Here is a 12,153-nt window from a genome sequence, read left to right on the forward strand (position 1 = left end):
AAATTATCTTGATAATTTCAGGGGCCAACCACCCTAAGGACTTAGCTATTCAATAACTTAGTCAATTACATGTAGACTTTTGCAGAAGAGGATAAAAAAAAAATCTGACACTAAGGCGTGGAGTTGAAGTAATCAAAAGTTAGCATAGGTAAGTTTTACCTCCCGCGAAGTACTGACTACCTTATTACTGAAATTTCCAAAGAAATCAGACTAATTTAACACGGACGGCATTCATGCCCTTCATGCCTTTTTCCAGTTCAAAGGAAACGGAGTCGCTTTCTGCGATCTCATCTATGAGGCCACTGACATGGGTGAAGTATTTTTCCTGGGTTTCGGAGTCTATTATAAAGCCAAATCCTTTAGAATTATCGTAAAAAGAGACTTTTCCTTTGCGAATTGGATCGAATGGTTCCTCATCCCCCTCTTCTTTTTTCGGAATTCCCAGAACGATGTCTTCTGCTTCAATTTCAACCTTTTGAGAGGGGTCTGGTGGGCTGTCTACGAGATTGCCGTTATGGTCTACGTAGGCTAAAGGAATTCCCTGAGGATTTTCTTTAGCGGCCAGTTTTCTGGCTTCTTTTTTCTTTCTTTTCTCCTCTTGTTTTTTAAGGCGTTTTTTTTCTCTTTCCCCTTTACTATAGGTCTGCTGCGATCTTGCCATTCTTGATTTTAAGTGTTTAAAGGTAATAAGTCTCCTTTCAACATACAAGGAATTGTGCTGCTTTCCAAATTTGGGGAATAAAAAAGAGCGCTCCCGGCGCCCTTTTTAATTGGTTTGGTTGGTTATGTTCTTTGTTTCACCCAAATTTATCGCAGGAGGGGAAACAGAAAACCTAACTTCTTTCGCGGAAAGCCCTGGTTGTAATAGAGCCCTTCCCTTAATTCTGGAACCAAAAGAAAGGAATAAGTTGATTTTAGAAGTGTTCTTACTGACGAGTGTATCAAATTTCTGTCCGAAGGACCCTATTTAATTATCCGATGAGAACTTGAAAAGTGGATAAGGCCATATCCGGGTATTTTCTTAATGGATATAGCTCCCGGCATTCACATCGATAGTAGTACCCGTAGCATGATCCATTGCCCCGGTACAGATAAATCCGGCCAGCGGAGCAATATCGGAGACTTCGGTAAGTTTGTTTAAGGCAATTTCACCCAGTACCCTGGTTTCCCCGTGTTCGCGAATAAATTGTTCAGCCATCTCAGTCCTCGTAAAGCCGGGCGCAATCACAAAGGCTTTGATATTGTCTTTCCCAAACGATCGTGCCACACTACGGGCCAGAGATGTGAGGCCTCCCTTGGAAGCCGCATATGCGAGGTACTCTTCTGTTTCGCCCCTGAAGGCGGCCCTGCTCCCGATATAAAGAAGTCTTCCAGCCTTTTGATGCTTGAAGTAATCAAGACTTATTTTGGTTAATAACCCTACAGAATCCAGATTTACAGCCAGGGTTTTTCTCCATGTGGTATACCAATCATTGACTTCCATTTCAATGGGATGTGAAATAAATACTCCTGCATTTAGAATCACGGTGTCTAGTCTTCCCAAAAAATCCAGGGTTTCCTTAAAAAGTTGTGGTACGCTGTCACTATCCGCAAGATCAGCCTGAAGTGCTCGCGCATGATCTTCCCCGTATTTGGTGACCAGCGACTCAGCGGCTTCTTTTCCGGAATGGTAATGGACCCCTACCCTGGCTCCATTCATAAGAAGGTATTCTGCAATGGCGAAGCCTATCCCCTTAGAGGCACCGGTAACTAAAATGTTCTGTCCTTTTAAGTTCATATCTGAAATTTTAACCTCATCAATTTAGACTATCAAAATACCCAATAAAAATGAAATCCGGTGATTTTCTTCTCCCTACATGATAGCCATAGCATCGGTAAGAAGTCTTACTACTTTATTAGACCACAATCTCTAACGAAGATGTCATCAGATCTAATATTAATTGAAATTATTCGTAAAATTAATACAATAAAAAAAGCGGGGTTGTCGCCCCGCTCTTCTTATATTTTTTGTCAATCTATTCCGTAAGTTCCAGTTCGAAATCTACACTTATAGTATTTCCGGGAACTACAGATACCATCTCTACAGACTCACTTATATACCCTTCCAATTCAGCCATCATTTCATAGTCACCAGAATCAAGTCCGAGAATCATATAGCCTCCCGTCTCATCAGTAAAGGAACTGGTCACTACTTCGCCTTCCCTCAGAACTGAAATCTGAACACCTTCCAGAGGGACAGATTCTGCTTCAACAAGGCTTGTCACCATGCCTTGTATTGTACCGGCCGTAGTTAGGTTACTTACTTTGATTACCGGTTTAAAGATAAACCCGTTAAAAGATTCAGGTCTCTTGATATTACCCCTGGCTACAAATGACCTGGAGACATCAAAATCAAATAACACATCGGCTGAAAGCCCTCCGGCAACTACCAGTGGAGGATCGACAAAGATTTTGATCCCCGACTGCTCACCACTGGGTACTTTCAGATCGTATGTGGTCATTTCCTCGTCATTGAGAACCAAATTTACACCCTTTACATAAACCCGAAAAAGATCGTATTCACCGGCAGGAATCTCCGTATCGACAAGGTTTTCAGTAACTCCGTTCGTTAAGTCCAGAAGATTAACTGTGATTTCCTCTTCCATCAGTACGATATAATCGTTTCCGGAATCTTCGTCTATCATACCATCTTCACCGTGATTTCCTTCGTCTTCATCTTCACCCTTCTGTCTGGCCTCAATTTTAAATACCGTCACATTGGCTTCCGCAATCATATCATGTGGAAAGGGAGCATCCGTTAACTGAATGGTAAGTCGACCCGTTTCTTCTGTCGTTGATTCTGATTCAGAGCAGCCTATTAAGACAAATAAACTACATACCCAAATCCAAAGATATCGTGTTTTCATTGCTACAATTTTTCTTATTTCAATTTAATCCAATCTCAAAAGTATCCTAAACTCTTCGGGGATCATAGTATCCGTCAGCTTTTTCGATGAATTACAAGGCTGTTGCGAGATTTTTGATAATCGAGATCAAAAAAAATGGGCATAAAGCCCATTTAGAATAAGGTTGAATTTATACTACAACAAATTAGCATGCAGTGAAATGTCGGCTTTAAGCAATTTCGAAATAGGACAAATCTCTTTGGCCTTATTTGCAACTTCTGTGAACTTGTCTTTATCCATTCCGGGTACTTTACCTTTTAAGTCGAGAGTTACCCCTGTTACACTTCCATCTTCAAAATGAACGTGGGCTTCAACCGATAATTCATCAGGAGTGAATCCTGCTTCCCCGATTAAAAAACTGAGTTGCATTGCAAAGCAGCCGGCGTGGGCCGCACCAATTAGTTCTTCGGGATTAGTACCTTCCCCATCCTCAAAACGGGTATGGAAGGAATACTGTGTATTATCTAGCACCTTGCTGTCGGTAGTAAGATGCCCTTTACCATCTTTCCCACTGCCCAGCCATTTGGCCTTTGCATTTCTTGTAAATTTCATTTTATCTCTTATTTTAATTAATATTTATTTAAAAGTCTCGTTCAATAAATCCTTAAGTTCCTGCCATGAAGCTTGATCAGCTTTTTCCTGATAAGCCAGAGGAAGATTGAATTTCTGACCTAAGGAATCTGCATCCTTACTGGTAAATGCATGTTGTGCATTTTCGTAGGCAATATAAGAGTATTCTGCTCCCGCTTCGTCCATGGCCTTTTTGAAGGCTTTTACAGATTCTTCAGACACAAATGGATCTGCGGCACCGTTGCACACCAATACTTTTGCCTTAATCCCTTTATTGGGCATAATGGGTAACTGGACTCCGCTGTGGAATGCGGCTACCGCGTCCAGGTCTTTCCCGGCGTTTGCCATGGTGAGCACTACACTTCCCCCAAAACAATAGCCGATAGCGGCAATCTGAGTTGAATCTACAGAACTGTGGTTTTTGAGCAGCGACATCGCGGCATTAAAACGAGCTTCGGCCTCATCAATATTGCTCATGACCATCCCGGAAAACTTACCGGCATCTTCAGGGTGTGCGGCCTGTTTTCCATCCCCGTACATATCAACCGCAAAAGCGGTATAGCCCAGATTAGCAAGCATTTGTGCTCTTTCACGGGTATAATCATTATGTCCCCACCATTCGTGAACCACCAGGATTCCGGGACGTTTGGCTGTAATAGCCTTATCATAGGTAATATATCCCTTCATAGTGGTAGAATCCGTGGCGTAACTTACCTCTTCCCCTACCAGGGTGGATGTCTTTTCCTCAGGACTTGAAACCTGTTCCTGCTTTTTTTCGGTTTTACAAGCAAAAGCCAAAACTAACAAAACAGTGAGTGACATATAAACTGATTTACGCATATAATTTGGTATTTTGATTCTTACTAAATTACGAATAAGTCCACTATTATGCTTCCTGTAATTCTTCCGTTTTTTTCTCGTAGTCGAGATAACCTTCCTTCCCAGGCGTGTAAAATGTATTTTCATCCCATTCGGTTAAGGGAACATCGTATGTAAATCGTTCCACGAGATCAGGATTGGATATAAAAGGCTTCCCAAAGGCTACTAGATCTGCATTACCCTCTTTCAGGATTTTATTACCTGATTCCTGGTCAAATCCATTATTGATCATAAGATTACCCTTATAGATAGGTCTGTAATGTTTTGCAATGTCCGTTACGGCAAAGGAGAGATCGGCAACATCCGTAAAAGGTTCTGAAAGATGTAGGTAAGCAAGATCATAATCATTGAGCCTTTTTACAATATAATCGAAGGTCGGAATGGTTTCTTCATCCATGGTCATTCCAAAAGAGCCATGCAAGGAGGGGTTTAGTCGCACTCCTATTCGGTTTTCGGGTAGTTTTTCTTTTACCGCATCTAAAACCTCGAAGAGAAATCGAGCCCTGTTCTCAATACTGCCTCCGTAGTTATCCGTTCGCTTGTTACTCGATTTATTAAAGAATTGATGGAAGAGGTATCCATTAGACGCATGTATTTCCACACCATCAAAACCGGCTTCCACTGCATTTTCAGCAGCCTGGGCAAAGTCGGATATGGTTTGCTCAATTTCAGCAACCGACATGGCTTTTGGTTCCACTGTTTCTTTAAACCCGTCATAGGTATACGATTTAGCTTCCGGGTTTACAGCAGATGGTGCAAGCGGAAGTTCTCCATTGTGAAAATCAGGATGTGACATTCTGCCCACATGCCATAACTGTATGAAAATTCGACCTCCTTTACTGTGTACTTTTTCTGTTACACTCTTCCACCCATTTACTTGTTCTTTAGAATGTATTCCAGCAGTATTGACATAACCCACTGCCCTTTCTGAAACTTGTGACCCTTCCGTAATAATTAGTCCGGCCGACGCTCTTTGAGCGTAGTACTCCCCATGGAGTTCTGAGGTTGGTTTGTTTTCTTCATTAGCAGCCCTGCTTCGGGTCATGGGTGCCATTACAACCCTGTTTGGTAAGGTGCTAGCTCCAAGTGTTATCGGTTTCAGAAGTTCTTGATCCTTATTCATGTGATATTAGATATTTTTAATTATTAAATCGTTCCATGAAAAGAAACTAAAAATTATCTCATTTCCGCCATCTCAGGAACACTTTATATTATGTTTAACGTTTTATCATATAATTTAAACAATATTTAATACTATTGCTTACTTGTTCTACGTACTTTGCGGATATAACTAAAAAGAAAAATTATGAGAGTACTGAGTACATTAATGCTAATAGGACTTATGTTCATTTCCTGTGGCGAATCAAAAAAGAAAAAGCTGAAGAGACTATGGAGACTTCTGAAATGGAAGCTCCTGCTGAAGAGGCTACAATGCCTGAAACTATTGTAGGCGTAGCGAGTGGAAATGAAAACTTTAGCACCTTGGTAGCCGCAGTTCAGGCTGCTGACCTGGTAGGGACATTAAGCAGTGATGGACCTTTTACGGTTTTTGCTCCAACTAACGACGCTTTTGCAAAGTTACCAGAAGGAACTGTAGAAAGTCTTTTACAACCGGAAAACAAGGCTTCTTTAATTAACATTCTTACCTATCATGTAGTGGCAGGAGAATTTGCAGCTTCAGCTGTTGTTGAAGCAATAAATAGTAATGACGGATCCTTTGTAGTCGAAACTGTACAGGGCGATAAGATCACCTTATCTCTTGACGGGGAAAATGTTACACTTGTTGATGCACAAGGTAATGCAAGTACGGTTATAATGGCTGATGTACCTGCTTCTAACGGAGTAATCCACGCAATTGACGCAGTGGTGATGCCAGCAGAGTAGTCTATGATCATTACAATTATAAAATTAAGCCGCCCCCCGGGCGGTTTTTTTATTGCTCAGCCCTCATAGAATTTATCATCGCTTCAGCAGCCATCTCACCGCTAATAATGGCCGCATTCGTTGAAGCGTAAAGCAGGTGATCCCCGGCTTTAAAAATCGATTTTCCCAGCTTGCCGTTTGCCGCTGTCCAGTCGGCAGTAAGAGAATCCAATTCAGGTAAAGCTCTTGCAATATGATATCGCTTTAAAAACCTGACCTCTTCTATCCCACATAGCCTGCGTAATTCTTCTTCCAGCTTACGGATAAGTTCCTCTTCATTAAGATGGTGCTCTTTTACGACAGTGACCGAAAGTAATTCCCGCTTCCCTGAGTTTTCGCAAGAAATACTGGTGGGATAAAAAATGTTGTTGATCAAAGAATCAGGTGCTGTAATTAAACCGATCACTGGCTTTTTGAACGATCTTAGCTCGGTCTCAAAATACAAGTTGTCGCAACTTTTCCATTTAACGACCGCTGTTTTGACCGGCAGCAATTCAGTAGCGGCAGTAGCCACCAAGATACGATCGGCTTCGAGTTCCTGCCCATCCTTCAGGACAAGCTTCCGTTCCTCAACTCCTGCCACCGGAGAATTGTAATGAATTTTAGTTCTCTGAAGTCGATTTGCCAGCTGATCAGCGAGCGCACCCATTCCACCCTCAGGTATTGTGGCATAGCCCTTGCCAAACATCTTAAAGACGAATTGAAACATACGGCAACTGGTCCGCAATTCAGTTTCCAGGAATATTCCCGTAAAGAAGGGCTTAAAAAATGTATTAATGAGTCGATCTGAAAAGCCCTCACGCCTCAGAAATTCCATAGTTGACATCTCTTCAGTTCTAAAGATGTCTTCATCCGGCAGCTTTTGCAAATGCCTGTGCATGGTCCATAATAAATACACATCCCGTATGGAAGCCACTCCTGAAGTTAAGGTAGGCCACAAAAAGGGTAAATACCGACTGGGGTCCCCAAGCGTAATTTTTTGTCAGCTCCAAAAAGCATCGCCCCGGGCAAAATTCGCTGTAATTTCAAGGCGTCGTAATCGAAGTATTCCTTTGCCTTTGGATAGGCATCCAGAAGTACCTGAAAGCCGTGATCGAGCTGATAACCGTCCACCACGTCTGTTTTTATTCTGCCTCCTGCAGTTTCACTTGCCTCATAGATAACTGGGGAGTATCCTGCTTTTTCAAGATTTATGGCTGCAACAAGGCCACTTATTCCAGCTCCTACGATATAAATTTTCACCTTAGACATTTCAAACGGATAAAATTACAAATTTACAATATTGCTGTATCAGTTCTTTCAGGGTTTGAAGTCCTGACCTTTTGTATTCAGCAATATTGGGTACCTTTGTCTTTGTAACTCCCGGTAAGATTGCTTTCACATGAAAATTCCTGAATTCCTGAGTTTATTTCTGGCTTTCTCTTTTCTATTTTTTGGTTTCAGCTGTTTTTTCGCTCCACGTATGAAACATGAATTTATACGCTATGGTTTGCCGCATCAAAGGAGGATCGTCGGGATACTACAATTAATTGGAAGTGCAGGGCTTTTTATTGGAATGGTCACGGGTCCCATGCTAAGCGTGCTGGCTTTGGCCGGACTTGCTATACTTATGTCGATGGGCGTGATTGTGCGTATCAAAATTAAAGATCCCTGGCCGGCAATTCTTCCGGCCTTTATCTATGCCTTTTTATGCGGTTATTTATTTTATGATACGGTGATCCTTATGTGATTTGCAAGGCAAATCTTAGCCGTAAAAAATGATAATAAGACACATGGCTAAAAACAATGAGGCAGGAAAAGACTTAATAATGGGGTCATTGATCCTGAAATGCATAGATATTGATCCGGCAAGAAGCAGGGCGAGTCCGGACGCAGCGGCCAATTTCAATTCGGGGTACCAGATTGCAGCCAGTAAAAGGAGTGCCAAAATAACTTTAAGCGTTCCCACTACGTAACAAAACCATGCGGGTAGTCCGTAAACCTTAAATTCTTCAAGGATTGTTTTTGCATCACCACCCCTCCAGCGGGTTGGTTTATTGTACTGTACTAACCATACGTTTAGAATGCTCAAGCCTACAATCGCCTGCAGTACTTTAATAAAAATTTCCATAGCCTGTTTGATTTTGGAGTAAGTTAAAAAAAATAGTGCACTCTGCCAGATTCGATCCTATCAATTTATCTTTAATTTCCTTCCGCCGACTTGTGAAAAAACCGACTCAAAAAGAGATTGCCGTTCCCTGAAAAAATTCTCTGTACGATCTCATCTGCCTCTATACGATTCTCAGGTAGTCGCAATACAGCTTCCTCCATATAATTATAGGCATGCCTTTCCAGAAAATCGGCCAGAAAAGGCAATTCTTCTGCTGTCCAGAATCCGTTCAGGGAATCGATAATCCCATCAAAATCGGAACCTATGGCCACACAATCCCAAGCAAAAATCTCCCTCGAATCCAGAACGGTCAGGATATGTCTGATTTGATTCCAGAGCAATTCGGACCTGTAATGCATAATTTTATGTCGTCTAATCGACTTCTTTGTTTTCTTTAGTGTCTGCTTATTGGCAATCCTTCTCTCATCTAGCTGCAGGCCAATTATTCCTCCTGACTGCGCTATGCGAATGATTTCCTCATCAAAAAAATTAATGGTTACCGGATTGAGTACCGATGCCGTTTCCAGATGCTCAGGGGAAGGATCTTCAAAAGAACTGAGGCCATTACACGCCCCATGACTCACAATCACAGGGATACCTTCAAATGTCTCTGCCCCGCTGTCCAGCATCTCGTAGTATTCTTGCCGGGCCCTTACACTCATGTGTTTGATATCAGGAAGAATCCTCCCCCATTGGTATTGTCGAGCATTCTTTCTATCACCTTTTTCCCCAGAGGAGTAAATCCCCTTTCGAGTCCTTCGTCCTGATCGGTAAAATTTAATATAATTCCCGTAAGGCTTGGTGCGTGACCACAGATATGATTCCAGAAATGATGAGCTACAGTGATAAAAAAGGGTTTAAACTCCCAATTCTTAATGGTTTCCAGATTTTGCAATACTTCTGATTCGACGGGTTTTGCGATTAATCCCGTGTTGAGCACATGCAGCCCCTCAATAGAGATGATTACGGCAATAGTCCTTGTTTTAGAGCTAAAATCCTCTTTGCGGATCCTAATGATATCATTATACTCACTCACCAGTTTATAGCGCACTCTGTTACCCGCTATTCTGAATTTCTTGCCATCTAATTGCCTGTAGTACTCATATTGCAATACAAGGTCTTCAAAATAGTTTTTTATGCCTTGAATATGGTCCACTCTTTTAGCCCCAATACCCAAAGCAAAATTGGAGGCGAGATCCAGAATCAATTCATTTTTAATCTTATTTCGGATAAACCATTTTTCCAGTGGATAGAGTGAAACACAGACTGTTTGTACTCCTCCCAGGGTTAGCGCTGTGAAATTCGACTGAGAAAATTTGGTAAGGCCACTGAGATAGTTCAGCAGCTTGTCAAACACAGAAGGAGGATCGTAGTGCCAGATACTCTTTTTACGCCTCCTGTCGGCTGTATTACGTCCCACAGGATTATCCCTGAAACTCTTGCCAAAAGGTTTCAAGGAGGGATGACAATGAAAGTCTATGTAGTCGTTACCGCTATCCACAAGATCTCTTACCGGGAATAATCCATAAGAACTCAGATTAAATGTAGTGTTAGGAAGTTACTCTTTTCCGCATTACTTGTCATGTGAACCTACAAGGTCTTGTTGAATATGTTTGGGAACGGCCTTAAAAGATGAAAAAACAGTACTGAAAGTTGCCTTCCCCTGGGTGAGCGACCTCAGATCTGTTGAATACCGGTGGAGTTCTGCCTCGGGAACAGCGCACTTCAGGATTTGAAAATGATCAATACTGTCGATTCCCTGTATAATGGACCTTCTGGATTGCAAGTCGGTCATAACACTTCCCACAGTTTCTTCAGGTACCCTTACCGTCACTTCCTGAACCGGTTCAAGTAATTTTGGACTTGCATTGAGGAACGCTTCTTTAAACGCGTGCGCACCTGCAATTTTAAATGCAATATCATTAGAGTCTACGGGATGCATTTTCCCGTCATAAACCATCACTCTTACATCCCTGATAAAAGAACCCGTTAGTGGTCCTGATTCCATAACTTCAATTATTCCCTTTCTGATGGAGGGAAGAAATCTGAGATCGATTACTCCTCCCGTAATGCAATTATAAAATACGAGTTTACCTCCCCAGGGCAAATCTATTTCTTCTTTTCCCCTGATATTAAATCCCTGAGGTTCGGCCATGCCTTCTTTCCAGGGCTCTATTTTTAGATGAACTTCTGCAAACTGACCCGCTCCTCCTGATTGTTTCTTATGGCGATAACTAGCTGTTGATGATCTCTGGATCGTTTCGCGATAAGCGATCTTAGGAGCTTCAAATTCAACTTCAATGCCGTAATTATTCTTCAGGCTCCAGTCTATCGTTGCCAAATGCAACTCCCCTTGACAGCCCAATATGAGCTGACGCAATTCTCCTGAGTATTCAATTACTACCGTAGGATCCTGACTGTGAATTTTTTTAAGTGCATCACTCAATTTCTCTTCTTCTTGTTTATTCTTTGCGTTTACCGCCATTCTGGTTCTGGAGGCGGGATATTGAATAGGCCTTATCGTAACCGGTGCTTTATCAGTATGAAGAGTGTCATTGGTCTCCGTGTGTTTCAGCTTCAAACTTGCTCCTATATCTCCCACAGTTAGCTTATTTACAGTTTCCCTGTTCTTCCCGTCCATGATGAATAATTGGTTGAGTACCTCCGTTTCACCATTTCTGGAATTCACTAATTTGTCGTTGACTTTTACTTCTCCTGATTTAACTTTAAAAAAGGTGATTTGTCCCAGGCTGGGTTGGAAAACAGTTTTAAAAACAAAGAGAGCGGTCGGGGCTTCTTTTTTTCTTTCGATGGTCTTGCCTTCCACGGATTGCTCCTGTTTCAGGTCGGCGGCTGCCGGGGCCACATTGTCGATAAAACCCATAAGTCGGCCACTGCCCATATCCTTTAGTGCAGAAACACAGAAAACAGGAAATAGCTCATGGTTTAGCATCCCCGCCTTAATTCCCATTCGCATCTCGTCTTCGTTAAGTGTCCCTTTCTCAAAGAACAGTTCCATGAGGCCTTCATCATTTTCTGCTGCTTTTTCAACTAATTCGTTGTGCAGCATATCAGCGCGTTCCTTCTGATCTTCCGGAATGGGTAATTTCTCAGGTTTTCCCCCTTCAGGACCAAACTTATAACACTTCATTTTAAGAACATCAATAATGCACTGGGCTCCGTCAATACGGTGAGGGTACTGAATGAGGACAGCGTTATTTCCGACGAGGTTCTTTATACTGCGAAAACTCATCTCAAAGTTAGCGTTGAGGTGGTCCATCTGATTAACCACAAAAACAGTCGGCTTTTGATATTTATCAATATAATTCCAGATAATTTCGGTTCCAACTTCAACACCGTGTTGCGCGTTGATCACTGTAAGTATGGTATCAGCCACGCGTATGGATGAAATGATCTCTCCAACAAAGTCGTCCAGGCCGGGCGTATCAATAATATTGATCTTATAGTTTCGCCATTCCGTATGCAGGGGTGTTGCAAACACAGAAGTCCCGCGATCGTGCTCAATCTCGTGGTAATCAGAAACCGTGTTCTTATTCTCTACAGTTCCTCTTCTGTTGATAAGGCCGGCTTCAAAAAGCATAGTTTCGGACAGAGTTGTTTTTCCACTTTGATGGGCTCCTACAAACACCACATTTTTAATGTGTTTATCGTCGAATATTTTCATAG

The 12,153-nt window shown here is 42.1% G+C and carries 14 protein-coding genes; 2 read left to right on the top strand and 12 right to left on the bottom strand.

Annotated features, from left to right (window positions below; genetic code table 11):
• Nucleotides 1–205 precede the first annotated feature (205 nt).
• The 6 genes from EQY75_RS06195 to EQY75_RS06220 form a co-directional block, all read right to left on the bottom strand.
• Entirely contained in the window at nucleotides 206–661 is a 456-nt protein-coding gene (locus EQY75_RS06195) for a cold-shock protein (RefSeq protein WP_129603853.1), read from the bottom strand.
• 360 nt (nucleotides 662–1,021) lie between these two features.
• Nucleotides 1,022–1,777 (bottom strand): SDR family NAD(P)-dependent oxidoreductase, encoded by a 756-nt coding sequence (locus tag EQY75_RS06200; protein ID WP_129603855.1) that lies wholly within the window; start codon nucleotides 1,775–1,777, stop codon nucleotides 1,022–1,024.
• 238 nt (nucleotides 1,778–2,015) lie between these two features.
• The gene (locus EQY75_RS06205) at nucleotides 2,016–2,906 is read right to left on the bottom strand and encodes a DUF4382 domain-containing protein (protein WP_129603857.1); all 891 of its coding nucleotides are present in this window, start codon (nucleotides 2,904–2,906) and stop codon (nucleotides 2,016–2,018) included.
• A 174-nt stretch (nucleotides 2,907–3,080) separates the two neighbouring features.
• A complete protein-coding gene (locus tag EQY75_RS06210) occupies nucleotides 3,081–3,497 on the bottom strand; it encodes an OsmC family protein (RefSeq protein ID WP_129603859.1) in 417 nt (138 codons plus the stop codon).
• A gap of 24 nt (nucleotides 3,498–3,521) precedes the next feature.
• On the bottom strand, nucleotides 3,522–4,337 hold the full coding sequence (locus EQY75_RS06215) for a dienelactone hydrolase family protein (RefSeq protein ID WP_246020050.1): 816 nt from the start codon (nucleotides 4,335–4,337) through the stop codon (nucleotides 3,522–3,524).
• Between the two features lie 64 nt (nucleotides 4,338–4,401).
• Nucleotides 4,402–5,517, bottom strand: coding sequence for an alkene reductase (locus tag EQY75_RS06220; protein ID WP_129603863.1), 1,116 nt, complete (start codon nucleotides 5,515–5,517; stop codon nucleotides 4,402–4,404).
• Between the two features lie 266 nt (nucleotides 5,518–5,783).
• Here EQY75_RS06220 and EQY75_RS06225 point away from each other — a divergent pair, with 266 nt between their 5' ends.
• Nucleotides 5,784–6,278: a fasciclin domain-containing protein gene (locus EQY75_RS06225; protein ID WP_129603865.1), complete on the top strand. Its 495-nt coding sequence runs from the start codon at nucleotides 5,784–5,786 to the stop codon at nucleotides 6,276–6,278.
• Nucleotides 6,279–6,327: 49 nt separating this feature from the next.
• On the opposite strand, the gene EQY75_RS06230 is transcribed toward EQY75_RS06225, so the two are convergent.
• Together EQY75_RS06230 and EQY75_RS14210 are read right to left on the bottom strand one after the other, a co-directional pair.
• The gene (locus tag EQY75_RS06230; RefSeq protein WP_246020052.1) at nucleotides 6,328–7,257 is read right to left on the bottom strand and encodes an FAD-dependent oxidoreductase; all 930 of its coding nucleotides are present in this window, start codon (nucleotides 7,255–7,257) and stop codon (nucleotides 6,328–6,330) included.
• The gene (locus EQY75_RS14210; protein ID WP_246020054.1) at nucleotides 7,242–7,559 is read right to left on the bottom strand and encodes an NAD(P)-binding protein; all 318 of its coding nucleotides are present in this window, start codon (nucleotides 7,557–7,559) and stop codon (nucleotides 7,242–7,244) included. The genes EQY75_RS06230 and EQY75_RS14210 overlap by 16 nt, the downstream gene beginning before the upstream one ends.
• Before the next feature lie 139 nt (nucleotides 7,560–7,698).
• Between EQY75_RS14210 and EQY75_RS06235 the strand changes: the two genes are divergently transcribed.
• Complete coding sequence (locus tag EQY75_RS06235; RefSeq protein WP_129603868.1) at nucleotides 7,699–8,046, top strand: DoxX family protein; 348 nt, start codon at nucleotides 7,699–7,701, stop codon at nucleotides 8,044–8,046.
• A 15-nt stretch (nucleotides 8,047–8,061) separates the two neighbouring features.
• On the opposite strand, the gene EQY75_RS06240 is transcribed toward EQY75_RS06235, so the two are convergent.
• The 4 genes from EQY75_RS06240 to EQY75_RS06250 all read right to left on the bottom strand — a co-directional run bounded on the left by EQY75_RS06240 (nucleotide 8,062) and on the right by EQY75_RS06250 (nucleotide 12,151).
• The gene (locus EQY75_RS06240) at nucleotides 8,062–8,427 is read right to left on the bottom strand and encodes a DoxX family protein (protein WP_129603871.1); all 366 of its coding nucleotides are present in this window, start codon (nucleotides 8,425–8,427) and stop codon (nucleotides 8,062–8,064) included.
• Nucleotides 8,428–8,498: 71 nt separating this feature from the next.
• Nucleotides 8,499–9,128 carry a membrane dipeptidase gene (locus EQY75_RS14215; RefSeq protein ID WP_246020056.1) on the bottom strand — a complete coding sequence of 210 codons (630 nt, stop codon included), beginning with the start codon at nucleotides 9,126–9,128 and terminating at the stop codon, nucleotides 8,499–8,501.
• Nucleotides 9,125–9,967 (bottom strand): hypothetical protein, encoded by an 843-nt coding sequence (locus tag EQY75_RS14220; protein WP_246020058.1) that lies wholly within the window; start codon nucleotides 9,965–9,967, stop codon nucleotides 9,125–9,127. The genes EQY75_RS14215 and EQY75_RS14220 overlap by 4 nt, the downstream gene beginning before the upstream one ends.
• 72 nt (nucleotides 9,968–10,039) lie before the next feature.
• Entirely contained in the window at nucleotides 10,040–12,151 is a 2,112-nt protein-coding gene (locus EQY75_RS06250; protein WP_129603873.1) for an elongation factor G, read from the bottom strand.
• Nucleotides 12,152–12,153 lie beyond the last annotated feature (2 nt).

This window comes from Muriicola soli, from assembly GCF_004139715.1.
Lineage (GTDB): Bacteria > Bacteroidota > Bacteroidia > Flavobacteriales > Flavobacteriaceae > Muriicola > Muriicola soli.